Here is a 24452-nt window from a genome sequence, read left to right on the forward strand (position 1 = left end):
CCAATCACCTAGCCTTCTCAATCACAAATTTAAATAAATTATTCATAAACTTAACATGTTGATTGCGATGTAACATTTCTGGATGCCACTGCACTGCTAAAAGATTACCAGTTTGATTTTCTAATCCTTCAACTACACCATCGTCCGTTTTTGCAACTGCTTTTAAATCAGGAGCAACTGTTTTAATTAATTGATGGTGAAAAGAATTAGTTAAAAAGTCTGTCTCACCTAAAGTCTGTGCCAATAAACTAGCTGCTTCAACTTTTACCCGATGCGTTGGTAAATCTGGCGTATGCCCTTGTTCATGCTTAAAAGTTTTTTCTGACCGATATGTAATATCCTGATAAAGACTACCACCGTGGGCAACATTAATAATTTGTGCCCCACGACAAATGCCAAGAATTGGTTTACCCATTTTTTCTGCTATTTTCAATAATAACATGTCAAAATGATCACGCATTGGCCAAATTTCGCCAATTTGTGGCAATAACTCTTCACCGTATAAATGCGGATCAACATCGTGCCCACCAGACAAGATTAAACCTTGAACATGTTCCATTTGTGCTTTAATTACTTCCTCATCAGCTGAATATGGAATAATAAAAGGCACACCACCATTTTGCACTACTGAATCAATATAATCATCATTAACATAACTGCGCCGATAGCCAGGAAACATTCCACCAGAATCAATTATGATTGAACCGGAAATTCCTATAATTGGTTTTTTCATTTTTTATCTCACTTCTTTTGCTACACAATTCATTTTCTTACTAATAACATTATAATAGTAATCCGTTTATTTAGGGGGTTATTTGCCTTCTTCCTTATCTCTTTTAACTATTTTGTCCGCGTTAAGTCAGTTATTTTTTGCTTTAGTTGCTGGACTTTAGCGATTGCCACATTAGGGTCGGAAATAGCTTTAGCTAACTTAAACTTTAATAATTCTAATTCATTATTTTGTATACTTTTTTGGCTAAAATCGCTTTCTGGTAGAAGCAATTGCTGCTTTTTGATTTTCCAAGTTGGAAAATTCAAATTAGTTAAAAATTTTTGATCATGTGAAACCAAGATTACTGCAAAAGGATAGTTATTCAAAAAATTCTCTACCGCTTTAATTGCAGCAAGATCTAAGAAATTATTCGGTTCATCCAGAATTAATAAATCATGTTGCCCCAATAACACCCGTGCCAATTTATAACAAACTAATTGTCCCCCACTCAGAGAACATATTGTTGTTTTTAAAAAGGGTTGTAAATGTAAATCACCTAAAAATTGAAGCGTTGCTGTTTTATCAAATAAACTAAGTTGCATTATTTCACTTAGAACAGTCTTCTTATTTTTAGTTTCTTGCCGAAAATCTTGCCGAAAAAAGCCAATTTTAGCTTGAGGATTAAGCCATTCAACCAAAGTTTTCGCAACTAACTGACTTAAAAAAACAGACTTGCCACAACCATTAGGACCCGTTAAAGCCACTTTTTGGCCAGTTTTAAGCTTTAGTTGCGTTGCGATTGTAAATAATTCACGCTGGGCAATAGTTATTTTTTGTGGCTCAATGCGGAGTAAGTTATCTTTTATAGAAATAGCTGAAGATTGCCACTTCAAATTATTTAATGTCATTGGTTTATGAATATATGGTCTTGCTATGTTTGTAGTTTCTTCTTTAATCCGTTGCTTAATTATCTTTTGTGTATGCGCCAAATGTTTTTCTTTACCACCATAATCTCGATTTTTCCATTCTGACCAAGATAAAGGTTTTTTCTTACGATTGGCACGATTGACTTGTTGTTGCTTTCGTTGCTGCGCCTTTTTTAATTTTTGAATTTGCTTTATTTGATTATGATACTGTATTGCCTCATTTTCTCTTCTTTTTTTGAGATCTTGTTCAAAATTTAAAAATGATTCTTTGTACGCAATAACTTTTTTATCATTCAAATACCAAATTGTATTGACAGTTTGTGTTAAAAAATGGCGATCATGACTAATTACAATATATGGGGTTTCGAGGTGATTTAAAATTTCAATGAGCCATTGCTGTTGACCAATATCTAAATTCGATGTAGGTTCATCCAATAATAGTAAAGTATTCTTACTATGGCGCATTTGCGCAATTGCCGTCATAATTTCCTGTCGTTCCCTTTCACCACCACTTTGTTTACCGTAACTTATAATCTGTGCTACCGTTGCCAATTGACAATTACGTTGAATTTGTCCCGTAACGCTAAATATCACCGGCTTTTGGCTGATTACATTAAACAAAGTCGTTTTACCCGTACCGTTTTTACCAATCAGGCCAATCCTCTGCCCATCTTGTACATTTAGTTTGTCAACGTATAATAGTTTTTCTCCTTGGTATTCAAGTTGCAATTGATTAATTTTGAGATATTCCATACCTAATAACTCGCTTTCTCGGGTAAAGAAAAAGCACTGATAACAGTTGCTTCCAACCTAAATTAGCAGTGCACAAAAAAGCCAGTGTCAGATACGACTACCTAAGCTAAATTCAATACTAATTTCTGATTATCAGCAAAAAAACACACACCGAAATGTATGGGTTATCAATCTTTTTCGCATAATAATATTTCAGAAATTAATTTTTCATTTTAGTAGTAGTCTCTCTTTCTTCATCTTTTAATTATTATATCATATTTGTTAAAAGATTAAATAAAAACTAATCAATCTTTTCAAAAACCTCACAAACCATTGGTGCTTGCGGATAAAATTCCTTATTTCCTTCTTCTTGATATTCTTTAGTAAAATACTCATCATGAATTCGGCGCCAATTTTGATAACTACCATCACCTTCATGATAGGCATGCTCAGCTGAAATTTGCTCATAGGGAATTATTTCAACTACTTTATCTTGAACTACACAAACTGGCCTAGCAGCCTGATCAAGGATGATATTCCAATCCCCAACTTGTGGCAATGGCTCATCTTTTGTGTAAAGTTCATATGCAGAAGTCGTCGCCGTTTTAAGCCCTTGCTTTACTAAATTAGCTAATTTATCACTAGTAGTGCCAAACGACCAGGCCGTAACTGGCGTATTTTGAGGTAATTGATGTTTTTGACAAAAGTCTTGCCAATATTTAATCGTTTTTTCATTCATTAGAGCCACCATTGTGGTGTTAATTCACCCATTGTCATTACATTTGCTTGCTTATAATCTAGCATTACTTCAACTTTTTGATAATCTTTTTCCATTAATTGAACAATAAATTCACGGCAAGTGCCACAGGGGGCGCCATTTTGCCCATTTGACATAATCGCTAACACTCTAGTAATTCTTGTTTCGCCATGAGTAAGCATACTCATTAAGGCGTTTCTTTCCGCACATAGCCCCAACCCACAGGCAGTATCAACGCAAACGCCAGTATAAATTTTACCGGATTCTGCTAAAACAGCGGCTGCTACACCACCGACCTCCATGTGATTACCAATTAAGCGCAAGCCTTGGACTTTCTTTGCTGCCGCAAACATTTCTTGCCATTGCTGATCCATTTTTTGCTCCTTCCAGCTTCTTTACTAAATAATAGAGCTATTTGTGGGACTTTTTCTAAGTCGATCACTCTAACCCTTTTAATAAGCTTGCCGCCAAAATGCTGACAAAACAAAATGAAAATTTTTAGTAAAATCGTCTTGTCTTATTTTTGCTATTTTATTAAATATAATTTATCAAAAAATTAAATAAAAATAAAGCCCCAAATGTTACTTGATAGATTTCAAATAGCATTGGAGCTTCAAGATAACTTTTAAGCTAATTAATTGATTGACCACCAGTCACACCATAAACTTGTCCAGTGATATAACTAGCCATATTAGAAGCTAAGAAAATATAGACTGGGGCTAATTCATCGGGTTGACCCGCCCGATTCAATGGTTCTTCTTGACCAAATTTCTCTAAAGCGTCGGTCGGTTGTCCCCCGGCTACTTGAAGTGGTGTCCAAACGGGACCGGGCGAAACACTATTGACCCTGATCCCCTTAGGTGCCAATTCTTGCGCCAAGTTAATTGAAAAGTTAGCAATAGCTGCTTTAGTTGCGGCATAATCAAGTAAAATTGGTGTTGGACTAAATGCCTGCAATGAGGTCGTCGTCAAGATCACACTACCTGGTTTCATCTTAGGTACAGCCGCTTTAACCATTTCATACATTGAAATAATGTTAACTTCAAACGTATCGTGAACTTGGTCCATTGATAAATCTGCCAAGCTAGCAGAGTTTTGCTGGATTGCTGAATTCATTACCAATAATTCTATACTGCCAAACTCTTTAATTGCCTGTTCACTCACCCGAGACGCTTCACCACGCTTGCGAAAATCGGCCGGTATCAGCACTGCCTTTTGTCCTTCTTGTTCAATTAGCTTTGCAACTTCTTTGGCATCATCAGCTTCTTCTGGCAGATACTGAATAGCAACATCGGCACCTTCTTTGGCAAATCCAATCGCTACTGCTCGGCCAATACCTGAATCACCTCCAGTAATTAAGGCATGTCGCCCAGTAAGTAAATTATGCCCCTCATAGTCGCGCATATCACCATTAGGTAACGGATCCATCTTACTTTGAATTCCCGGATATTTTTGTGACTGTTTGGAAAAATCATCAGCATGATAACGAGTTAACGGATTTATTAAGTTGTTGTCCATCATTATAATCTCCTTTCACTAACCTATCTTTAATTTATAGCGCTTACAATAATAAAGCAATATATATGCCTATACCTAATTCCAACTAACAATTTATTTGCCTTGACAAATATTTGACTTAGAGTAGCTTTAGGGGAATATACTTTTAATTAAGTTATAAATTAACAGGAGATGGAAGTAGGAACATTTATTAAACCCGGACTGATAGTTGCAAAAGATTATCCGAAGCTCAAATCACCAGCTGATGCTCTTTTAAAAATAGTTCGTACCTCAGTCTGTGAATCAGATTTATGGTAGTTCAGAGGACGCGCACAGCGTGAACCTAATACCACAACTGACCATGAAGCAATTGCAGTCGTTGAACAAGTCGAAGAAACCGGCACTGAACTAAAGCCTGGAGACTTTGTAATTGCGCCATTTACTCATTGCTGCTTGTTTAGCTGGATTTGACGGCGATTGTCTTAATAAAGGAAATTAGCCAAATGGTGGTTATCAGGGGGAATAGTTAGCGTTTCATAACGCTAACTGGGTATTAGTTAAAATTCCTGGAAAACCACAAGACTATACAGATGATCAATTAAATGATTTATTAAATGATTTATTAACTTTATCTGATGTTATGGTCACCGGTTACCATGCTGCCAAATTACTAGGAGCTAAAAAAATTATTGCTATGGCCGGCATGAAGAACGGCAAAGATTGGCGCTAGAATTTGGTGCAACCGATATCGTATCAGAAAGAGGAAAACAAGCAATCGAGCGCGTATTGGAATTAACCAAGCAGGAAATACTAGTCGAATGGGCGCAGCTTAGCTCCAAGGGAAAAAATTTGACCAAATCAATTTAGTTGATTATAAAATCTATCAGATTAACCTGAACTTGACAGCTTAACAGGGAAAAAACTTTCAGTCTTCATACAAGGTAGCGACACAATTACGCCTGTAACAAAAATTGTGCAAAGATTTGCCCAAGTGGTACATATGAATTATATCGGTATTTCAAACTTTAATTAATGGCTCAAAATTAATAAAAAATGGCTTTGATCTAAAGTAATACGTGCAACTAACTTAACCATGGCCAAACTAAGTTTAATACTAAGGCTATTTTACATTAACTATTATAATATATACTAAGCATATTTAATTCATTTAACTAATATCCCTGTTATAATGTGCCCATCTAGGAGGTAGAGTTATGGACATCAAAAAATATTTTGTTGATTTTCCTTTAGAACTACTTGATCAAGTAAAAAAAACATCTAACCATTTTCCTAAAATTTGGCAAAAATTACTCAATCGTAATTACGCTTGGACTCAATCAGGCTTAGAACAAGTGGAAAAATTACTACTTAATTTTGCTAAAAGCAACAAACATGTACAACAGCAATTAACTCAATTGTCACATAAAGCAAGTGCTGAATTAGTACCTATTTTTAAAAATCAAACTTTTTTAAGATTACTAGCTGACAAAATGAAACTTTCACCCAAAACAATTAACATAATTAAAAAATTATTAAATCGTTTTGATCAAAAAAGCGGTCCATTTTCGGCAACTAATTTATTAATTATTGTCCTTTTTATTGCACTTAGTACGCAAGCACCATTGATTTTCAAAGGCACTTTTAGCACTAAAAAAGCAGTTGTCTCAGTTGTTTCTGGTTTGGATTATGTATTAACCGCTATTGATTTAGCTAAAAAATTTCAAAATAGCCAACACAAATAATACTTCTACTTAATAAAAAAGCCTTGTTCTTAAAAGAACAAGGCTTTTTCTATTTTTTCGTATTACATAAAGTTAGCCAAGAATTAATCCCTGTTTTTAAACGGTTCAAGCCATCTTGAAGCATGGTTAACGGACACGCCAAGTTTATGCGCAAAAACTGACTGCCATTTCCACGATAAACATTGCCTGATGCTAAAACTAGTCCTGTTTCTTGCCGTAAATAAGCCGCTAATTCTGAAGAATTGCTACTTAACTGGCCAACATTTAACCAAAGTAGGTAGGTTGCTGACCCTGAAACAACTTGTATACTAGATATTTCCCGGGCAATAAAATCTGTTGCATAAACAAAATTAGCTCTTAATTGCGTAAGTAAAGCTTGCCGCCACTCATGCCCTTGCTCGTAAGCAGCAATTGTTCCGGGAATTGCTAATAAATTTGGTTCTGCTACTTCATCACTATTTATTCCGCGATTAACCTGTGCTCGCAAATTAGAATCAGGCACTATGATTGTAGCAGCATGGAGCGCAGCCACATTAAAAATTTTACTTGGGGAGACTAGCGAAATAACTTGAATTAGACTTTCGCCATTAACTGCAAAAGCCGGTGTATAATCTTTACCATTTCTGACTAAATCGCCATGAATTTCATCTGATAGTAAGATAACATGATTTTGATAGCAAAGATCCGCTAAATGTTGCACTTCTGCCTTAGTCCATACTTTGCCAATAGGATTATGCGGATTACAAAAAATCATTACACTGGTCAGCGGCTGGGCTAATTTTGCTGCTAAATCCTGCCAATCAATGTGATATTCATTATCAGCAAACTTTAAATCGCTACTCAAAACATGTCGCCCATTATTTTCAATCGAATTATAAAAAATATTGTAAACTGGCGCTTGTACTAGAACGTTGTCACCAATTTGCGATACACGACGCACAATTGCAGAAATAGCTGGCACTACTCCAGTAGTAAACAGCATCCACTCAGTTTTAGGACGCTGATTGTGTTCTTTTTCATACCAGTCAGCAACAGCCTCAAAATAATTATCTCTTGGCCATTCATAACCAAAGCAACCTAAGGAAATTTTTTCTTTCAGTGCTGCAATAATTTCGGGAGCTGTCTTAAAGTCCATATCAGCAAGCGACATGGGCAACTCCCCAGCTTGAACAGCCCACTTTACTGAATCAGTTTGGCGCCGATCAGGGGCATTAATAAAATCATACTTATTTTCCATTATTTAATCCTCGGGTTTCTGATTTAAATCTGAACAAACAGTTCTTATACCGATCTTATCACATACAACCTGAGTCTTATCTGGAGAGACTTTATTGGGATCAATAATTAATGTACCTATTTCTGGGGCAACAATTTTACCGGAGATAGGATTTTTGACACTATCAATCTTAGTCGTCACTTCAACATCAAGCTTTGATACATATTCAAAAGCTAAGTCTGTATGAAACAAGCTAGTATTTTTCATTTTAAGTTGATTAATGTAATTTAAACCTTGATTGCTTTCAATTTTACAATTGATGAACTTAATATTTTTACTATTCCAAGCCAAATATTCACCAACAATTGTGGAATCATAGACAGTCACATTTTCACAATTCCAGAAGGCATCTTTTGAAATTAAGGTGGAATGATGTACCTCAACATTTTTTGCGCCATCAAAAGCATAGTTGCCAATAATACTTACCTGGTCAAGATAAATATTCTCACTATCTTTACCAAAATAAGCGCCATTAACCTGACAATTGGTCATTTTGATATCTTGGCAGTTCCACATTGTTTCTTCAGCATTAGCAAAATGAACGTAATCTAACTTAATGCCGGCTGACCTTCTAAACAACTTAGGAGCCTGAAGGGCTGAATTCGTCATTTTAATATTTTGGGTATACCAGATGCCACTGCGCGCCATGGTTTCAAACGTAGTATTCTCAACTTCAATATCGGTGTCATACCACAAAGGATATTTCCATTTGAAAATTGAATTTTTAATATTCAGATTATGCGCTTCTTTGAGCGGTGACTCACCTTCTCCAAAAACAATGCCTGCTAATTTGGTTTTTTTAAGTCCAAAAAGGATTCGTTCTCCTGTAAAGTAGTAGTTCTTAATACTATTCATTATCCCTCTCCCTATCATAATCTTTGCATATTTTAATTATTAAACAAAAATCATTTAATTTAAAATACCAATTACTTAATACTAAGTATTACTAAAAGTTATCGTCAGGGGGATAGGATATTTAACTTTAAAAAAGCCAAATTCATATAAAACTTTATTTTTTGCTAATTACATCATTCATCATCTGTTGCATTCTCAATTTGCTTTAGGTGAATAACTAAGTAAAGCCGTTCACTACTATTTAATTTATATTCCATTTCTTGGTAAAAATAATCTTGTAATTTTTTAAGTGTTTCTCTTAATTCGGGAAATTGTTTTAAAAAGGAATCCAATATCTGTCTATTATCCGAGGACGTATTTACTAAATACTTACTATTACTTTGAATTTGCGTAATTAAGAATCTTAAGTGTATTGTCAAGCGTTCCAAAGATGTGGGTTGAGCAGGATAACCTAAATCTGAAATAATAATTTGCAATACTTTACTTAGGTGTAGCGTAACAAAATTTTCACTTAATTGCTGATTCTCATTAATCGGACTAATTTCATTTTCCACAAAATGAATTGCTATTAAGCCTGCTTCACCAGGTGGTAATATTACATTAAAAGTTGTATTGATTCTTTTAACACTTTCTTGTGCAACCTTATATTCTAATGGGTAAACATCCCTAACACTAGCAAGTGAAGACACATCATGTTCACTACTCCGCTTTACTGCAAAGTAAATATGGTCTGCTAAACTAATAATCAAAAATTGATTAAATGTTGTATTGAGTTTTTTCTCTGCATATTCAATGATATTTTTAGAAATTGCCAGATATTCTATTGGCACACTCTCAAGTAAATTTGATAGTGAATTAAGCCACTCAGGATCCCTAATATTTTTAATAAAAGTTTGCACGCCTTTACTTTTTGATATTTCATCTCCTGGATGTTTTTTAAATCCTATTCCTTTACCAAAAAGAATTGCTTGTTGATGATTTTGATCACTAACTAAAACAACATTATTGTTAAAGACTTTGATTACTTTCATTTTACTAATTCCTACTCATCATCTGATTCATTATTATCAATATAATTATTCATATAAATCATCTGACTCTTCGCCTCCTTAATTAATTCACTTATTTTTTCATTTGAAAGATAATCACTAGTATCAAGTACAATTGACAAAGCTATAGCTAGATTTATTCCCGTAATCACATTAACATGTCTCTTACTAATAAGTTGTGTACAATTTTGATTAACACTTCCACCCAATAAATCAGTTAATAAAAAGACTTGATCTTGAGAATTAAAACCATCAATCAGTTTAATAAGTTTATCAATTGGAAATTCATTTTCTTCATTCTCATAGGCACAAATAAAGTGCAAATTCTGAATATTTCCAGCAAAAAACTTAATTGTTTCTACCATCCCTTGTGCCATTGTTTTATGCGATATAATTATTATTTGTTTCATATATGCCTTAAAAATACCTAGTCCTGCTCCAGCCATTGCAATAATGATTACCATTAAAATTAAAGTTGTCATTTTATGACCCTTTTTAAGCATCCAGTATAATAACCCAGTTAACAGTACGGGCATTAATCCTGGCATTAATTGATCTAAGATTTGTTGCCCTGTCAAAGATACGCCTGCTTGACTAAACTTTAGTGCCAATTTGAAATTAACTGTTGCTGGAACTATCGCACCAATTACGGCAATGCCTAATACCGAAACTGCATCAGTTAAAGCAGAAAGCTTATCGCTCATATTAGTCATTAATGATGTGCCTGATTGATAACCAACATTATATAAAAATGAGCGCAAGAAAAAGAATAATATATAAATTGTTGCATATATCCACATACCTATACTACTGCCATGTTTTCCCATTGAAGCAGCAATAGCTCCTAATACTGTTGGAAATAGTACCCAAATCAATGTGTCCCCAATTCCAGAAAAAGGGCCCATTAAGGCAGCCTTTAAATCTTGGACAGCTTGAAGAGATTTATTTTTACCCTTTTCCTCAATTGCTAAAGTTGCTCCCGTAATAATTGGAGAAACCCATGGATTACAGTTATAAAATTTAAATTGATTATCAATTGATTCTTGCAAACCATCTGGATCATCTTTATAGATTTTACTTAAAGCAGGGAATAATTCCCAAACAAGCGTAGCTGCAAAGCCACTATCATAGTTATATGTACTAATTGCCAAATAGTGTCTTCTCATCGCACGCCAAAGATCTTTTTTTGTTAAAACTTGATCACTTTGTTCTACTACATTATTCTTATTCATCTTCCATATCCTCCTCTGTCATTCCATTTGTTGTAGTTACCAAGCTATTACTACTATTTGAATGATGCATAAATGTTGGTATTGCACCAGCAGTTCCGATTAAAGCGACACCTAGAACTGGCATTTTTAAATATGCGGTTAAAGCAAACCCGATTAGTAACCAGTAACCATATTTTTTAAGAGGCATGTAAGTTAACAACATTGCCATCCCAACTGCTGGCAACATTCCACCAGCTACATTTAAGCCAACGGTAAACCAGGCTGGCATAAAGTTAAGAATGCTACTAACCACAGTTTTACCAAATAGCACAGCAATAAATACAGGAATAGCTGATTCAAGAGGCATCAACACAGTCATAACAGGGATAAGGTTTCTCATTTTTCTATATTGGCGTTTATTAGCTAAATCATGCGCCTTATTGGTAATAAACGAGTTAATAATCTTTAATAAAACATCTAATTGAATACATATCATTCCTACAGGAATACCTAGAGCCAAGCCAGCTGCCATTCCCTTACCTGTAGTAATTGCTACAGTTGTTGAAATAATAGCTGCAACTGCATAGTCCGGCGTAGAACTACCTCCTAAAGCAGCCACTCCCAGCGACATTAGCTGAATAGTTGCACCAACTATGAGTCCCATTTGAAAGTCGCCTAATAAAGCACCAACTACACAAGACCAAAACATATAATTCATTGGAATGATTTGAGTTGTTTCAAAATCTAATCTTTGGATATAAGCAATAACTGTAATCAAAATTACTTGCCAAATTGTTAGACCCATAATTAAGCACCAGCTTTCTTATTACCTAAAACTTCTGCAACATCAACACTATCATCCTGCGGAACATATTTAGAAATGATTTTACATCCTTTAGCAATAATTTCTTTATATGTATCAACTTGCTCTGATTTTATATATGCTCTATTAGTTACTTTAATTGCATCATCAAAAGTTAAAGTACCACCCAAAATGAGTTCAGAAATTTTTTCTCCCTGTTCAATTAAATTTAAAAATACATCTGGTGTTTGTGATACAATAAAAACTTTCTGTCGATCATATTTATGATTTTTGAAGTTGTCCAATGCTTTTGGTTTAGTAATGATTGATACTGCCATACCTGATGGACGTCCAAGTTTCATAGCTTGCTTTTTTTGTGGGTCATTGGCTACCCCATCATCAACCACCATTACTCTTGTAGCATTTGAATCTGGTGCCCAACTGGTTGCTACTATACCATGTAATAAACGATTATCAATTCTTGCTCCTACAATTGCCATTATTTATTCCTCCAAAAAACAAAAAACCAAAACAATGATTATTGACACAATTTGACGTGTATAAATCATTATTTTGGTTTCGCCAGTTTTTAAACTGTTACGATCCTTTATTTAATTTTCTTTATCTTATCAATCAATTTTTGTTTTTGCAAGTGCTTTCATTTAAATTAGATGATTCTATTATGATTTTTGCTATCTCCAAGCACATATCTTCTGCTTGTGGTTCTGTTCCAAAAAAGTTAAGACTACCATGATCACATCCCATATATTTAATAACTTTTAGATCAGCATTATGTTCAAGTGCCTTTTTAATAAATTCTTCTGTTACTAACGTCAACAAATCATATTGATTAACAATAAATGTAATCGGGGGCAGCTTACCCCAATCTCTTAGATTAAAAAGATTAACTATCTCATCTCTTGGATCAATTTTGTGATGTAAATAATTATTCTCAAATGCAGGTAAAGATTTAAGCATCCTGTTAACTCTATTTTTAGCATATTTTTCATCTTTAGAGCAAACATCGAACTTGCTCCATTTATAATACTTTTCCATGTCATTATCAATAGCTGGGTATAGTTCAACTGCTTTAGCAATAATTGATGTATTGTGTAATCGTACAAAGCAAGAATTAATTATGCTACCTCCCGCACTATCACCTGCTAAAATTATTTTTTCATTATCTGAACCTAGTTGTTGATGATTGGCTTTTACCCAATTAATGATTCCCATCGCATCATCAATTGCTGCAGGATATGGATTTTCTGGTGCTAAACGATAATGCGGGAAAATTACTGTTGATTTAGCTTGTTCAGCAATAAATTTCATCTGCTCGCCAAATTCTTCAATCTTACCTGTCATAAAGGCTCCACCATGAAAATAGATTAATATAGGGTTAGCATGATTTAAGTTTTCTGCACTATAAATAAATGTATCAATATAATGATCACCATCAATTTCTACTAATTTTTCATTTAGTTTAACTGGACTAGTTGTTAAATCATAGGTAATATTTTCCGGACGATTACGATCAAAATTTAGTGAAAAAGGCTTGTCACCAATTCCCTCATCAATCTTTTTCTGAATAATCATCTTAACGTGCGGATCCACAATATTTAATTTTGGATTACCATCTTGTCCTGGAACAGACTTAACTATTTCTTCCACTCCATTAATAACTTTTCGCATAGTCTTAGTTTGTAATTCCTCAATTAAAGTATGCGAATATTGTCTTTGTTCCATAAAAATCCTCCCTTAGACACAAAAAAACCGAAAAAGCATATAACTTATATACTTTTTCGGTTTCGCCAGTTTTTAAACTGTTACGATCCTATTTAACCTCTATGTTAGCACATTCTTTCATTTTTAGAAAGCGTTTACTGAAATTTATTTTATACTTTACTTATATAAAGGATTGTGTCAATTTTGCATCTTAAACTTATCGTTCTAACAGAAGCCTATTACTACATCCTATTATCATTATTTAAACCATTACATGGCTATGGCATTATGAAGAAAATTGCTGAGCTATCTGACGGCAGAGTCATGCTAGCTGCAGGTACATTGTATGGGGCACTAAATAAATTAGAGCAAAATCAATGGATTAAAGCCTTGCCCGTAAACAACTTTGATCACAAAAAACAATACGTTATTACTTCCCAAGGAAAAGAAATTGTAATCAATGAACTTAAGCGATTAGAAGAATTAGTAAATAATGGGCACAAAATTATGGAGGATAACTAAATTGGAAAAGAAGAAGTTCCGGCTATTTTTTAGTGACAAACAAGAAGAAACTTGGCTTAATCAAATGGCAGCTGCTGGCTGGCAGTTAACCAAAATTAAGGGGTTACTCTATTATTTTACTAATCAAAAGCCCAAGTATATTTATCGCATTGATTTTCTTGATCCTCAAGCTTCTAAAACGAAACAACAAGATTATATTAATTTTATTGAAGAGACCGGTGCCGAAAAAATTGCTCAAAGTGGCCAATGTATCTATTTCCGGCGTCCCGCAGTTCAAGGAGACTTTCAACTTTATTCAGATAACGACTCCAAGTTAAGCTATTTAAAACGCATTCGCAGACAAATATTACTCACAACGCTATGGCCATTACCACTAATTCAAGTGCTCATAAGTGATATTAGTAATGACAATAGTGGCTGGGCAAGATACTTTAGTTTAGGTTTCCTTACCCTATTTGAATTATTTTTACTCGTCAAACTAAGTACTTTATCAATCCGTATTAAAAAATTAATTGCTAGTTAATTTTTTCAATTTATGACAGTAAATAAAAGCGGCAACTATCATAATCGTTGCCGCTTGTTTTTTATTAAGATACCTAATTTTTTCGAATACGTTTAAAAAGTACCAACCATTCATAAATAAAGGCAATGCTTGCTATTACATAGTCGTACCAATGGAAAGCATTCGCAAAACCAAATACGGAAAGTAGTAAAATCAAAATCAGCAATAAACTATAGCAAATAGGCATAACATAGATTAGATTATGCTTATTAAGCCTAGAGTCTATTGGTAAAAGTTCAAAAGCTAAAATGAGAAAAATAATCAATAGCTTACTCATCTTTTATTCCCTTATTCACTAATTTCTTGTACCCAACCTTCTGGACCTTCTTCATTACCGTATTGAATGTCAACCAATTCTTGATACAGCTTGGTTGTAATCGGACCGGGTTCTTTTTCACTATAAATCACATGCTTTTGCCCCTGGTAAGTGATTGACCCAACTGGCGAAATAACAGCTGCTGTACCCATGGCGCCTGCTTCTTTCAATTCAAAAGCCTCTGCTAAAGTAATCTGACGTTCAACTGGATTTAAGCCTTGCTTTTTGGCCAATTCCAGCAATGATTTTTTAGTAATGGAAATCAAAATCGACGGGGATTTAGGTGTCACAAATTGCCCCTCTGGCGTAATGCCAAAGAAATTAGCCCCGCCAAATTCATCAATATATTTATGTTCGCGGGGATCAAGATAAAGACAATCAGCATAACCCTTTTGATGGGCTTCAACTGACGGCAATAAACTACTGGCATAATTGCCAGCAGTCTTAGCTTGACCTGTCCCAGCATAAGCAGCCCGATCGTAGTCACTGACAATATAAGCCGCCGGATTTAACCCCTTAATGTATGCGCCAACGGGTACGGCAAAAATACGAAAAGTATATTCATTGGCGGCTTGAACGCCCAAAACATTGGAAGTTCCTACCATGAATGGCCGTAAATATAAGGTAGCGCCACTGTCATACGGTGGTACAAATTCTTGGTTAGCCAAAACGACTTGCTTAACTGCGGCCACAAAACGATCTTCTGGAAATGGTGGCATCGCCAAGCGCTCCGCCGACAAAGTAAAGCGATGGGCATTTTGCTCCGGACGAAATAAGTTGATCTTACCATCTTTTCTACAATAAGCCTTTAGGCCTTCAAAGATTTCCTGGCCGTAATGTAAAATTTCAGCTCCTTCAGACAGCGTCAAAGTTGAAGCTTCGACTAATTTACCTTCCTGCCATTGACCATCTTTGTACTTTGCTTCATAGCGATATGGCAAATCGCGATACACAAAACCTAAGTTTTTCCAATCAAGATCTTCTACTCGTTGTTTCATAAAAAGTTCTCCTACTTGTTTTATTTAATCATAATTTAATTATTGATTAATTTATGCTATAAAACTCCTAATGTCAATAGTCAGGAAAGATTATTCTTAAAACAATTTGACTATTTGCTTAGTTAAGCCTCATACTTTATCCACCTATTATTAATTATTTGTATAAGTTCAAGACTTATTGATACAAAAATAGCAAAAAAGAAGCAATCAGTAAACATCAGTATCGTAAGCCTCCTATGTAAAAATTTAGAAAAGCTAAAAGGTCAAAGCCTGCTGAAACTAGCTTAAATAACCGCTCTTGGTTACTCCAATCACTATTTAAGTAACTAAACCTCAACATAAACTGTCAACTCTATATTGTTATGCGCAGTTTAATTAAATACAATTGTATAAAAAATACCTTAAGTTCAAACGAACCTAGGGTATTTTTCTATTTTTACAATACCGCTCTACGTTGGGCAATTAGTTGTACATTTGCTAATTCAATTATTAATCTTCCTAATCATTAATAAGGGGTAACAACGTTAGCGACTTTGATATATCTATTATGACCAATACGATAATATTTTTTGCCTTTAATAGTGTAAACTTCACGATTACTCATAACTGTCTTTTTCTTGGAAAGCAGACTTTTTAGTACACGTTTACCTGTCTTAGTATACTGATATGACGCTCTATTTAAATATAACTTAAGTAGTTCATCATGCTTTTTACTATATGGGAGCACGTTAACTGCTTTAATATATCTATTATGACCAATACAATAATACTTTTTGCCTTTAATAGTGTAAACTTTACCATTACTCATAACTGTCTTTTTCTTAGAAAGTTTGCTTTTTGGTACACGTTTACCTGCTTTAGTATATTGATATGAGGCTCTATTTAAGTATAACTTAAGTCCAATTTTTGGTGTTGGTAGTTCACCTGGTGTAGAAGTATCATTACCTGCACTTGGTGTGGAAGATACGGCAGCATGAACCATTGTTACTTGGTTGTTAGCTGATATACCAAAGCAAGTTAGTGCAATTCCACAAACCATAGTTGCTAATTTTTTTCTTGAGTTCATTTTATCTCCTTTAATATTTATATAGTAAAATATTACATAAGTTGTTTTATTATAGCATATTATCTTTTTTTGGTTTACATATAGGTTAAATTAATTTCTAATATCTATATTTTGATGTCCTATAGCTTTTATTTATATTTTGTATAAATTATATCAAATAAAAGTACACATGTAATCATATTTATAATTGTACTAAAAAACATGATTATGCGTATTAATTATTATAAATACAAATATACTTATATTGTATCAACTATATTTTTTGCTATTTCTTGCCTTTTTTCCACTCGATTTTGGCTTTCTGCAAATCTGCAAAGAAGTTAAGCTAAGTTGATTGTTTACATACAAGTTATGGCTAAAGCTCTTACTTAGATACCTAATAAAACTTTAGTTTTATGGTATGAAAAAAAGTAAATTATACTATAAGCAATTAAAAGTAATAAACAAGTTATAATAATTGGTTCCCCCACCATCTGAAAAGCGCCTAAAAATTTTATTACGTCGTTAGCTAAAAAATTAAATCTGAATCCAATGAAAGCCATTAAACCATTCAATCCGCCCATAATTATAGGTGGTAAGAATATCAATAAGTTATTAGCAGTAGCCGCTTTGCGTAGCTGCTTTTTATTATAGCCGATATCACCTAAAAATTTGAATTCATCAGTCACACCTAAAGTATCCATGAGTATAGTGAAATAGAGAATACAACCAATAAATACAAAAAACAATACAGAGATAAAAGTTGCCATTAAGAATGCTGCACTATTATATGAAAGTGCATCTTTATTAGTTTTGTAGGCACTTAGAAATTGGAGCTTTAACTCTTTGATTTTGTTGTAAAGTTCCTCATTGTCGCGTAGGTTGGCACCATTAATTGCATAAATTGTCTTACTGTTAGCATGTTGACTTATTTTTTTAAACTGTTGGTCATTAACAGCTATGTAAGCAAAATTACCTTTAGCGAATATGGGCCAGATATTGGTCTCTTTCAAACTGACTTTTTGCTTGTTAATATTTACCGTACCACGAGAATTCTTTATCGTATATGGTGTAAAAAGATACGCTAACTTCTTAGAAAATTTGGAATTATGCTGCGGTTTATTATATTGTTGCTTTAATAACCCTTTAAAAGTACTGAGATTAATAATTCTACATTTTTTGGTAGCCATTTTTTCACTTAGTACTATTGGTCGTTTTGCAGTCGCATTAATCACTTTTACCGTTTTAAAATCACCACCGTAATTTTTAGTGATTTGCTTCACCTTGGTCACTTGATCAGGCTTAAGTTTCTGGTCAATTTCAATAGCCGAAGGAACTGTTTTTATTAATGAAGCTTTTTGATAATTTATTAGTAAAAAGCAAGTTGCAGTAAGAGCAATAACAGCCGATATAACTAAAGACAATACAACTAATAGATTTGATTTAGTCTTTAATTTAAACAGCGATTCTGGCAAAAAGATATTATTCGTTGGTCGATACAGCTGATGATGGTTATTGATTTTACGATTAATAAGATAAGCTAAAGTACTTTTGATAATTAAAAATGTGCCAATTATTACCAATACTAATGTAATCAGTGCCATTGGTACAAAACCGATTTTGACCCACAAAGATTGTTGTTTAACAAGATCTAAAACCAAGACATAGCCTATTAATAACGAAATTATCCCTAAGTAAGCTGTCCAAGACTTGGTCTTAACAGCCTTTTCGCCAGCTTGATTTAAATTAGAGATATTTATGATGGATAAGCACTTAATCAAATGGTGATTATCAAAAAAGATAACTAATAATATAAAAATAGAAAGTGCTATTGTAATTAAGAATGGTAAAAAGGTGAACTGCGTTAGATACGGTATATCAAGCTTTAAAGCTGCAATCAAAAGTATTTTTATTAAACTATAAAACAAAATACTAAGAAAGATACCAGCAAAGCAGGCCATTCCAATAATAATGGTGTTTTCTATCATTAAAATTGAAGTAATATTCTTCTTTGACATGCCTAACATTGAATAAATTCCTAGCTCTTCAGCACGCTGCTTTAAGAAAAAATGATTAAAGTAAATAATAAAGAAAATTGTAAATAAGGTAAATAATATCGAAGTAACATAAGACATGAACTCCACTTTTGCTGAACTTGATAAAGAATCAGCAATTACATGGTCTTTAGCGAAAATTTGCAGAGTATTGAATAATCCTAGAATTAACGAAAGCGAGATAAAATAATTTTGGTATAAGCCAAAGCCGTTTTTGATATTGTTTTTAGCTATTACTTTGTAATTCATAATTAATTTCACTCCCCTAAGCTTCTACTTCGGCTAATTTTTGCGCCAATAGTTGTTGAAAAGCATCATTACTATCTTTTTTAACGATTTGGTCAACAATTTTGCCATCTTTTAGAAAAATAACCTTGTTAGCATAACTGGCCGCTAAACTATCATGAGTAACCATTAAGATAGAAGTATTAAATTTTTGATTCACTTTTGCTAAATATTCCATGATTAATTTAGCTGCTTGAGAATCCAACGCACCTGTAGGCTCGTCGGCCAATAAGAGTGCTGGATTCTTAATGATGGCCCTAATTATCGCTACACGCTGTTTTTGACCACCAGATAAAGCCACTGGATATTTATCAAGTTGATCACTTAATCTAAAATATTCGGCTAACTTATCAATCTTTTGATCGATTTCTTGGTCATTTCTACCGAGTAATGACATAGGAACGGCAATATTCTGTCTTACCGTTAAGCTTTTTAATAAACGATAGTTTTGAAAAACAAAACCTAGTTTTTTCTTACGAAAATTGGCAGCCTCATCATCAGATAATTTGGAGATTTCATGATCATCAACATAGATTGTGCCTCCAGAAGCTGTATCTAATGTCGAAATCATATTAAGCAACGTAGTCTTGCCAGAACCAGACGCACCCATGATTGCTAAAAATTCGCCAAAATCAACTGCAAAGTTAATACCGGCTAGTGCTTGGTATCGCTTTTCATAAAATTTAGTAACATTATTTACTCGTAAAATTTTAGTCATAATTAATCCTCGCTTCCTGTTTCCTTGTACTATATATCTAATACAATAAATATAATAGAAAACGCTATCAATTAGTATCCTAAAAAGTAAAAAAAGAAATCCAAATGAGTTGAAATAAAAGTTGAAATATTATTTTTTCTAATTAATTTTTATAAAGCTCTAATTCTAATATCGAATGGACTTTCTTGAGATATATGGTTCTCAATAATTCATATGCCGTTCCTGACATACCTGTCATCAATCCAAAAACATTTCTTTTTTGTGGAATACCAGATAGCCAGTTTTTATTAGCACAAAGATCAGTAGTAATTTTTTAGGCTTTTTTAAGCCTCTTTAAATAATTGGTGATAAAATATCGGTGATAGACATTCTATGTTGCCTAAACTGCTATGACAAAGGCAATCACTACACCAATGCCTTTTTCTAAAATGCAAGACTTTGCTAATTTAATATCTATATTTAAGATTATAAATTAGTCAATAATATGAATTTTTTTATCCTAGTCATACAATGGAGTTTTGAAATATGAATAAATTTAAGTTAACTGCTAAAATGTCATACCTAATATGTGGTATATTGCAATTTTTAATTGGAATAATTTACTTTATTTGTTCAAAAAGAAACATAAGTTTTTCGATAATCTTTATATTTTTAGGCATAGCATTGATATTGATACCTTACTTGAAGCCAACAAAGATAGAAAGCAAAAAAAAACGATAAAGTAATAGGAATATTATTGATTTGTACAAGCATATTAATGCTTTTATTAGTTCCAAATGATTTGATCTTTTTACTATTTTTGGATTCAGGATTGATTAATTTGATAATCTAACGCGGTAGTTATATCTTCTATAAAATTGCAATAACCTGCCGCGCAAAATTTTAGCTTGTCATACCTTCGCCAAATTATATGAAAAAAGATTAGATTGCCTCTATCAAGTCAAGTAGCATGTTCAACTTAAAATTACAATTTTCGCTTTAATTTAATTGGAAAAAAGACGAAGGAATGATTCAAATACAAAACAGCGCTGACATATAGTTAATTGCACAATGAACAAAAACTAAAATTAAAAAAGGCAAACCACATTTTTAGTGGTTTGCCTTAATTCTTTGTTAGCATAAACGGATTAGTTTTTCTCAGAAGCGTTTGTAAAAAATATTAAAATTTTACTTGTGTGTCTACAAAATAATAAAACGAAACTTTTTATTAGTAGCCGAAATTTACATAAAACTATCCCATAACTGACAGTAAATCAATTGCAATATCACTATTTTTAATAATATATTGAGATTCTATATTGACTTTATCTTTTACCTCGCTAACAAAATAAAAACACCGCTTGGTTTCCCTAGCGGTGTGAAATTAGTATTCTGATAGTTAATTAAACGACCTATAACAAAAGGTGAATTAATTTAATTTTCCTTCAGCAATAAGTTTATCGTCACGCTCAGCAAGTTTTTGTTATGTGCTTTGTAACCCTGATTTCCATTAAATTTGCAGCCACGTTTCTTAAAAGTTTTAAATTTCTCGTCCAATTAAAATTTTATTACCATAAATTGGCTACTTTTTATATTGTGGATAGTCATTCAAATAATTACTATCACCGTAACTATACAGATGGCTTCCATCTCCATCATTAAAAGTATCTTTTGCCTTAAATGACTTCTTTTGATGTTTTTGCTGATTTAGGTTTTTCAGGCTTATTTGTATTATTTACTGCTGGATAAGGCAGGAATTCATCATGATCATTTGCTAGTAAAATCTGGGTCTTTAACCATTTAATTTCTGCCTTTAACTGCTTAGTAAACCTCTTAGTATATTTAGTATTAATCAACTCAAAGTGTTTTAAACATTTTTGGTAAAGTACAACTTGTTTCTGTGGTGATAGCTTTTGCCCTTGCTTAACTAGCTGGTTAAATGCGCGATTGGCACGTTTATGTTGCTTTGACCAGTTTGCTTTCTCTCTAATGCTATGCAGCTTTGGTTCTGGTTCAGCTTTCTTGGGATTAGCTGAAGTGACAGCTGCCTTGTTAGTATTTTGCTTATTAGTGTCTGTTTGCGTATTAGCCGTATCTGCTGAAACTACAGCAATTTGGCTAGTTATAGGTGCAAGCATTGCAACACCAGCAATGGCTAACGAAATAATTTTCTTATTTATTTTCATCTCATTACCTCTTGGATATCAAACATTTTAAATACTATACAATTATAGCATATGTGCTAATAATAACAGATTTAATTTATTAAATTTTGCTACTTTAGTAAGCAGTATAGTCATTTTCTTTTACTTTCACCCATTAAGCCGCGCATAAAAAAAGAAGGCTGTTGTTACCAGCCTTCTTTTTTGTTATCCACAGTAATTACCAAGGCGCTATTTAGTTTCTTAGCGCTTTGTACTTACAGCATTATTCTGTCTTACTTTCTGCCTGGTCATCCTTATCTACAGATTGTACATCAATATCAATAATGGCATCCCCGTTTAAGTAGACATGTGCCCCATCAGCCGTGAAGTTAACTTCCTTAGTGTCTGGCGCCTTCATTAATAGTTTAGCAATTGGTGTTTCCATTTCCTGTTCCACCACGCGCCGTAATGGTCTTGCACCAAATTTCTTGTCATAACCTTTTTGTGCAAAGTAAGCTTTAGCCTCAGGTGAAACCACCAATTTGACGTCTTTTTTAGCCAAGACATGCGTCATTTTCTTCAAGTAAATATCGATAATCTTTGTCATATCGGTTGGCGTAAGTGCATTGAACGGAACAATTGCGTCTAAGCGATTCAAAAATTCTGGTCTGAAGTAAGCCTCTAGTGCCTTAATCAACTGATCATGGTCAACTTGACCATCCTTAAGTAAGTTATCTGAGTAACCTGCATTTGACGTCATGATTAAAATCGTATCCTTAAAGGAAACAGTTCGCCCTTGCGCATCGGTTAAGCGACCATCATCCATAATTTGTAATAAAGCATTAAAAATCTGGGGATTAGCTTTTTCAATTTCATCAAATAAAATCAAGCTATATGGTTGGTGGCGTACTTTTTCGGTCAATTGACCACCTTCACCATAGCCAACATATCCTGGAGCTGAGCCAATGAGCTTATTCACAGCCATCTGGTCTTGATACTCCGACATATCTAAGCGAATTAAATGGTTTTCACCACCAAACAATTGAATTGCTAATTGCTTAGAAAGTTCTGTCTTACCAACACCAGTTGGACCTGTAAGTAAAAAGGAACCAGTTGGACGATTATTATCTTTGAAAATTTGTTTACGAGCAATCGCATCAGTAATAACTTCAATGGCCTTGTCTTGATCAATCACTGTTGCCTTTAATTTTGCCGCTAAATTTAAGTTTTTCTGTCCTTCACTGGCATGTAATTCACTCATTGGAATCTTAGTTTTAGCCTCAATTAGAGCATAGATATCTTGATCTGTAACCCTAGGCGTATCTGCATCATCAAGATGGTCTAATTGGTCACGTAATTTTTCAATCTGCTGTTTTAAGTCACTGGCCTTAGCATAGTCTTCATTTTGAGCAGCAACTTTTTTGTCATTTTCTAAAGTTTTAATACGCTGTTTCAGTCCTGCTTCATCGCTAGGGGTTGCATCAAGTCCTTTCTTTGCTCCAGCTTCGTCAAGTAAATCAATGGCCTTATCTGGTAAGTAACGACCTTGAATATAACGTTGTGATAATTCTACGGCAAGCCGCAGAGCGCTAGCACTATATTTTACATGGTGATACTCTTCATACTTTTTCTTTAAACCTTCCAGAATCTTCACGGTCACATCAGTTGAAGGCTCTGGCACATCAACTGGTTGGAAACGCCGCGCTAAAGCCGCATCGTTTTCAATTTGGCGATACTCACTAGTAGTTGTCGCCCCAATCAAATTTAAATCTCCACTAGCTAAAGCCGGTTTTAAAATATTAGCTGCATCGCCACTATTATTTTCCGAATCAGTCGAACCAGCGCCAACAATATTATGTAATTCATCTATAAATAAGATAATATTAGGATTTTTCTTTGCTTCATCAATAATTTTCTTTAAGCGTTCTTCAAAGCTACCCCGTAAACTTGAGCCAGCAACCATATCATTAATATTAATGGCAATGATATGCTTATCTTTCATTTTTTCAGGAACGTCCCCTTGGGCAATTTTTTGGGCTAAACCTTCAACAATTGCGGTCTTACCGACACCTGCTGGTCCAACTAGAACCGGATTATTCTTCTTACGTCGACTTAAAATCTCAATTACTGCTTGAATTTGCTCATCGCGCCCAATTACAGGGTCGAATTTATTATTTTTAGCTTGTTCAACTAAGTCAATCCCAATTGGTTGCTCTTTTTGAGTTGGAACGTTTTGCTTAAGGTTTTGTGGTGCCATATTCATACTGCTTGAATAGTGAATAGGAATCGAACCGTTATTATCACTCGAACTATTAAAGAAAGAATTGTTTAATTCGTTAAATAGGTTATCAAATTCGTTGTCAAAATATGTCATATCTAAACACCCCTTGTATTCGTTATAATTTTTTAATTAGCACTCAAAAGCATTGAGTGCTAATTTCTTATACTTGTAATTATAGCAGGTTATCCACAGATAGCAAGAAAAGCAACTTACTTTTCCACAATTATTTTTTGAAAGCAAAAAAGCCTTATCAATCAAGACTTATAG

The 24452-nt window shown here is 33.7% G+C and carries 22 protein-coding genes and 1 pseudogene; 4 read left to right on the forward strand and 19 right to left on the reverse strand.

What is annotated here, in order from left to right; genetic code table 11:
• Nucleotides 1-4: 4 nt before the first annotated feature.
• From F5ESL0237_RS07180 to F5ESL0237_RS07200, 5 genes are all read right to left on the reverse strand, one after another.
• On the reverse strand, nucleotides 5-733 hold the full coding sequence (locus F5ESL0237_RS07180; protein WP_090092647.1) for a gamma-glutamyl-gamma-aminobutyrate hydrolase family protein: 729 nt from the start codon (nucleotides 731-733) through the stop codon (nucleotides 5-7).
• 107 nt (nucleotides 734-840) lie between these two features.
• A complete protein-coding gene (locus F5ESL0237_RS07185) occupies nucleotides 841-2391 on the reverse strand; it encodes an ATP-binding cassette domain-containing protein (RefSeq protein WP_122025026.1) in 1551 nt (516 codons plus the stop codon).
• A 280-nt stretch (nucleotides 2392-2671) separates the two neighbouring features.
• Nucleotides 2672-3109, reverse strand: coding sequence for an ASCH domain-containing protein (locus F5ESL0237_RS07190; RefSeq protein ID WP_122025027.1), 438 nt, complete (start codon nucleotides 3107-3109; stop codon nucleotides 2672-2674).
• Nucleotides 3109-3501: a cytidine deaminase gene (locus tag F5ESL0237_RS07195; RefSeq protein WP_233551965.1), complete on the reverse strand. Its 393-nt coding sequence runs from the start codon at nucleotides 3499-3501 to the stop codon at nucleotides 3109-3111. Before F5ESL0237_RS07195 ends, F5ESL0237_RS07190 begins: the two co-directional genes overlap by 1 nt.
• Nucleotides 3502-3757: 256 nt before the next feature.
• Complete coding sequence (locus tag F5ESL0237_RS07200; protein WP_122025028.1) at nucleotides 3758-4648, reverse strand: SDR family oxidoreductase; 891 nt, start codon at nucleotides 4646-4648, stop codon at nucleotides 3758-3760.
• Between the two features lie 168 nt (nucleotides 4649-4816).
• Here F5ESL0237_RS07200 and F5ESL0237_RS08545 point away from each other — a divergent pair.
• Both F5ESL0237_RS08545 and F5ESL0237_RS07205 read left to right on the forward strand, forming a co-directional pair.
• A pseudogene (locus F5ESL0237_RS08545) lies at nucleotides 4817-5422 on the forward strand (alcohol dehydrogenase catalytic domain-containing protein); the annotation flags it as partial.
• A 416-nt stretch (nucleotides 5423-5838) separates the two neighbouring features.
• Nucleotides 5839-6366, forward strand: coding sequence for a hypothetical protein (locus tag F5ESL0237_RS07205; RefSeq protein WP_122025029.1), 528 nt, complete (start codon nucleotides 5839-5841; stop codon nucleotides 6364-6366).
• A gap of 49 nt (nucleotides 6367-6415) precedes the next feature.
• Here F5ESL0237_RS07205 and F5ESL0237_RS07210 read toward each other — a convergent pair whose 3' ends face one another.
• The 7 genes from F5ESL0237_RS07210 to F5ESL0237_RS07240 all read right to left on the reverse strand — a co-directional run bounded on the left by F5ESL0237_RS07210 (nucleotide 6416) and on the right by F5ESL0237_RS07240 (nucleotide 13302).
• Complete coding sequence (locus F5ESL0237_RS07210) at nucleotides 6416-7603, reverse strand: MalY/PatB family protein (RefSeq protein ID WP_122025030.1); 1188 nt, start codon at nucleotides 7601-7603, stop codon at nucleotides 6416-6418.
• 3 nt (nucleotides 7604-7606) lie between these two features.
• Nucleotides 7607-8497, reverse strand: a complete 891-nt coding sequence (locus F5ESL0237_RS07215) for a DUF3737 family protein (RefSeq protein WP_122025031.1) — start codon at nucleotides 8495-8497, stop codon at nucleotides 7607-7609.
• A 173-nt stretch (nucleotides 8498-8670) separates the two neighbouring features.
• Nucleotides 8671-9528 (reverse strand): PRD domain-containing protein, encoded by an 858-nt coding sequence (locus F5ESL0237_RS07220; RefSeq protein ID WP_122025032.1) that lies wholly within the window; start codon nucleotides 9526-9528, stop codon nucleotides 8671-8673.
• 11 nt (nucleotides 9529-9539) lie between these two features.
• Nucleotides 9540-10778 (reverse strand): PTS system mannose/fructose/sorbose family transporter subunit IID, encoded by a 1239-nt coding sequence (locus F5ESL0237_RS07225; RefSeq protein ID WP_122025033.1) that lies wholly within the window; start codon nucleotides 10776-10778, stop codon nucleotides 9540-9542.
• Nucleotides 10771-11562 (reverse strand): PTS sugar transporter subunit IIC, encoded by a 792-nt coding sequence (locus F5ESL0237_RS07230; RefSeq protein ID WP_122025034.1) that lies wholly within the window; start codon nucleotides 11560-11562, stop codon nucleotides 10771-10773. Before F5ESL0237_RS07230 ends, F5ESL0237_RS07225 begins: the two co-directional genes overlap by 8 nt.
• 2 nt (nucleotides 11563-11564) lie before the next feature.
• Complete coding sequence (locus F5ESL0237_RS07235) at nucleotides 11565-12059, reverse strand: PTS sugar transporter subunit IIB (RefSeq protein WP_122025035.1); 495 nt, start codon at nucleotides 12057-12059, stop codon at nucleotides 11565-11567.
• 133 nt (nucleotides 12060-12192) lie between these two features.
• Nucleotides 12193-13302, reverse strand: coding sequence for an alpha/beta hydrolase fold domain-containing protein (locus tag F5ESL0237_RS07240; RefSeq protein ID WP_122025036.1), 1110 nt, complete (start codon nucleotides 13300-13302; stop codon nucleotides 12193-12195).
• Between the two features lie 183 nt (nucleotides 13303-13485).
• On the opposite strand from F5ESL0237_RS07240, the gene F5ESL0237_RS07245 reads away from it, so the two are divergent.
• Both F5ESL0237_RS07245 and F5ESL0237_RS07250 read left to right on the forward strand, forming a co-directional pair.
• Nucleotides 13486-13803, forward strand: a complete 318-nt coding sequence (locus tag F5ESL0237_RS07245) for a PadR family transcriptional regulator (protein WP_199688779.1) — start codon at nucleotides 13486-13488, stop codon at nucleotides 13801-13803.
• A gap of 1 nt (nucleotide 13804) precedes the next feature.
• Nucleotides 13805-14326, forward strand: a complete 522-nt coding sequence (locus F5ESL0237_RS07250; RefSeq protein ID WP_158592438.1) for a DUF2812 domain-containing protein — start codon at nucleotides 13805-13807, stop codon at nucleotides 14324-14326.
• 327 nt (nucleotides 14327-14653) lie between these two features.
• Here F5ESL0237_RS07250 and F5ESL0237_RS07260 read toward each other — a convergent pair whose 3' ends face one another.
• The 7 genes from F5ESL0237_RS07260 to F5ESL0237_RS07290 form a co-directional block, all read right to left on the reverse strand.
• Complete coding sequence (locus F5ESL0237_RS07260) at nucleotides 14654-15679, reverse strand: branched-chain amino acid aminotransferase (protein ID WP_122025039.1); 1026 nt, start codon at nucleotides 15677-15679, stop codon at nucleotides 14654-14656.
• A 505-nt stretch (nucleotides 15680-16184) separates the two neighbouring features.
• Entirely contained in the window at nucleotides 16185-16745 is a 561-nt protein-coding gene (locus F5ESL0237_RS07265) for an SLAP domain-containing protein (RefSeq protein ID WP_122025040.1), read from the reverse strand.
• 368 nt (nucleotides 16746-17113) lie between these two features.
• Nucleotides 17114-19027, reverse strand: a complete 1914-nt coding sequence (locus F5ESL0237_RS07270) for an FtsX-like permease family protein (protein ID WP_122025041.1) — start codon at nucleotides 19025-19027, stop codon at nucleotides 17114-17116.
• 16 nt (nucleotides 19028-19043) lie between these two features.
• Nucleotides 19044-19781: an ABC transporter ATP-binding protein gene (locus F5ESL0237_RS07275; RefSeq protein ID WP_122025042.1), complete on the reverse strand. Its 738-nt coding sequence runs from the start codon at nucleotides 19779-19781 to the stop codon at nucleotides 19044-19046.
• 142 nt (nucleotides 19782-19923) lie between these two features.
• Nucleotides 19924-20091, reverse strand: coding sequence for a lanthionine synthetase LanC family protein (locus tag F5ESL0237_RS08645; protein ID WP_122025043.1), 168 nt, complete (start codon nucleotides 20089-20091; stop codon nucleotides 19924-19926).
• 1345 nt (nucleotides 20092-21436) lie between these two features.
• Nucleotides 21437-21946 (reverse strand): hypothetical protein, encoded by a 510-nt coding sequence (locus tag F5ESL0237_RS07285; protein ID WP_122025044.1) that lies wholly within the window; start codon nucleotides 21944-21946, stop codon nucleotides 21437-21439.
• 241 nt (nucleotides 21947-22187) lie between these two features.
• Nucleotides 22188-24278 (reverse strand): ATP-dependent Clp protease ATP-binding subunit, encoded by a 2091-nt coding sequence (locus F5ESL0237_RS07290; RefSeq protein WP_122025045.1) that lies wholly within the window; start codon nucleotides 24276-24278, stop codon nucleotides 22188-22190.
• Between the last annotated feature and the right edge of the window lie 174 nt (nucleotides 24279-24452).

Origin of the sequence: Lactobacillus sp. ESL0237 (assembly GCF_003692985.1) — a bacterium.
Lineage (GTDB): Bacteria > Bacillota > Bacilli > Lactobacillales > Lactobacillaceae > Lactobacillus > Lactobacillus bombicola.

Coding starts and splice junctions, on each gene's coding strand:
- F5ESL0237_RS07210 (WP_122025030.1), bottom strand. CDS start 7,603: ATGGAAAATAAGTATGATTTTATTAATGCCCCTGATCGGCGCCAAACT.
- F5ESL0237_RS07185 (WP_122025026.1), bottom strand. CDS start 2,391: ATGGAATATCTCAAAATTAATCAATTGCAACTTGAATACCAAGGAGAA.
- F5ESL0237_RS07215 (WP_122025031.1), bottom strand. CDS start 8,497: ATGAATAGTATTAAGAACTACTACTTTACAGGAGAACGAATCCTTTTT.
- F5ESL0237_RS07265 (WP_122025040.1), bottom strand. CDS start 16,745: ATGAACTCAAGAAAAAAATTAGCAACTATGGTTTGTGGAATTGCACTA.
- F5ESL0237_RS07220 (WP_122025032.1), bottom strand. CDS start 9,528: ATGAAAGTAATCAAAGTCTTTAACAATAATGTTGTTTTAGTTAGTGAT.
- F5ESL0237_RS07195 (WP_233551965.1), bottom strand. CDS start 3,501: ATGGATCAGCAATGGCAAGAAATGTTTGCGGCAGCAAAGAAAGTCCAA.
- F5ESL0237_RS07260 (WP_122025039.1), bottom strand. CDS start 15,679: ATGAAACAACGAGTAGAAGATCTTGATTGGAAAAACTTAGGTTTTGTG.
- F5ESL0237_RS07290 (WP_122025045.1), bottom strand. CDS start 24,278: ATGACATATTTTGACAACGAATTTGATAACCTATTTAACGAATTAAAC.
- F5ESL0237_RS07200 (WP_122025028.1), bottom strand. CDS start 4,648: ATGATGGACAACAACTTAATAAATCCGTTAACTCGTTATCATGCTGAT.
- F5ESL0237_RS07240 (WP_122025036.1), bottom strand. CDS start 13,302: ATGGAACAAAGACAATATTCGCATACTTTAATTGAGGAATTACAAACT.
- F5ESL0237_RS07180 (WP_090092647.1), bottom strand. CDS start 733: ATGAAAAAACCAATTATAGGAATTTCCGGTTCAATCATAATTGATTCT.
- F5ESL0237_RS07270 (WP_122025041.1), bottom strand. CDS start 19,027: ATGAATTACAAAGTAATAGCTAAAAACAATATCAAAAACGGCTTTGGC.
- F5ESL0237_RS07190 (WP_122025027.1), bottom strand. CDS start 3,109: ATGAATGAAAAAACGATTAAATATTGGCAAGACTTTTGTCAAAAACAT.
- F5ESL0237_RS07230 (WP_122025034.1), bottom strand. CDS start 11,562: ATGGGTCTAACAATTTGGCAAGTAATTTTGATTACAGTTATTGCTTAT.
- F5ESL0237_RS07225 (WP_122025033.1), bottom strand. CDS start 10,778: ATGAATAAGAATAATGTAGTAGAACAAAGTGATCAAGTTTTAACAAAA.
- F5ESL0237_RS07275 (WP_122025042.1), bottom strand. CDS start 19,781: ATGACTAAAATTTTACGAGTAAATAATGTTACTAAATTTTATGAAAAG.
- F5ESL0237_RS07235 (WP_122025035.1), bottom strand. CDS start 12,059: ATGGCAATTGTAGGAGCAAGAATTGATAATCGTTTATTACATGGTATA.
- F5ESL0237_RS07285 (WP_122025044.1), bottom strand. CDS start 21,946: ATGAAAATAAATAAGAAAATTATTTCGTTAGCCATTGCTGGTGTTGCA.
- F5ESL0237_RS07205 (WP_122025029.1), top strand. CDS start 5,839: ATGGACATCAAAAAATATTTTGTTGATTTTCCTTTAGAACTACTTGAT.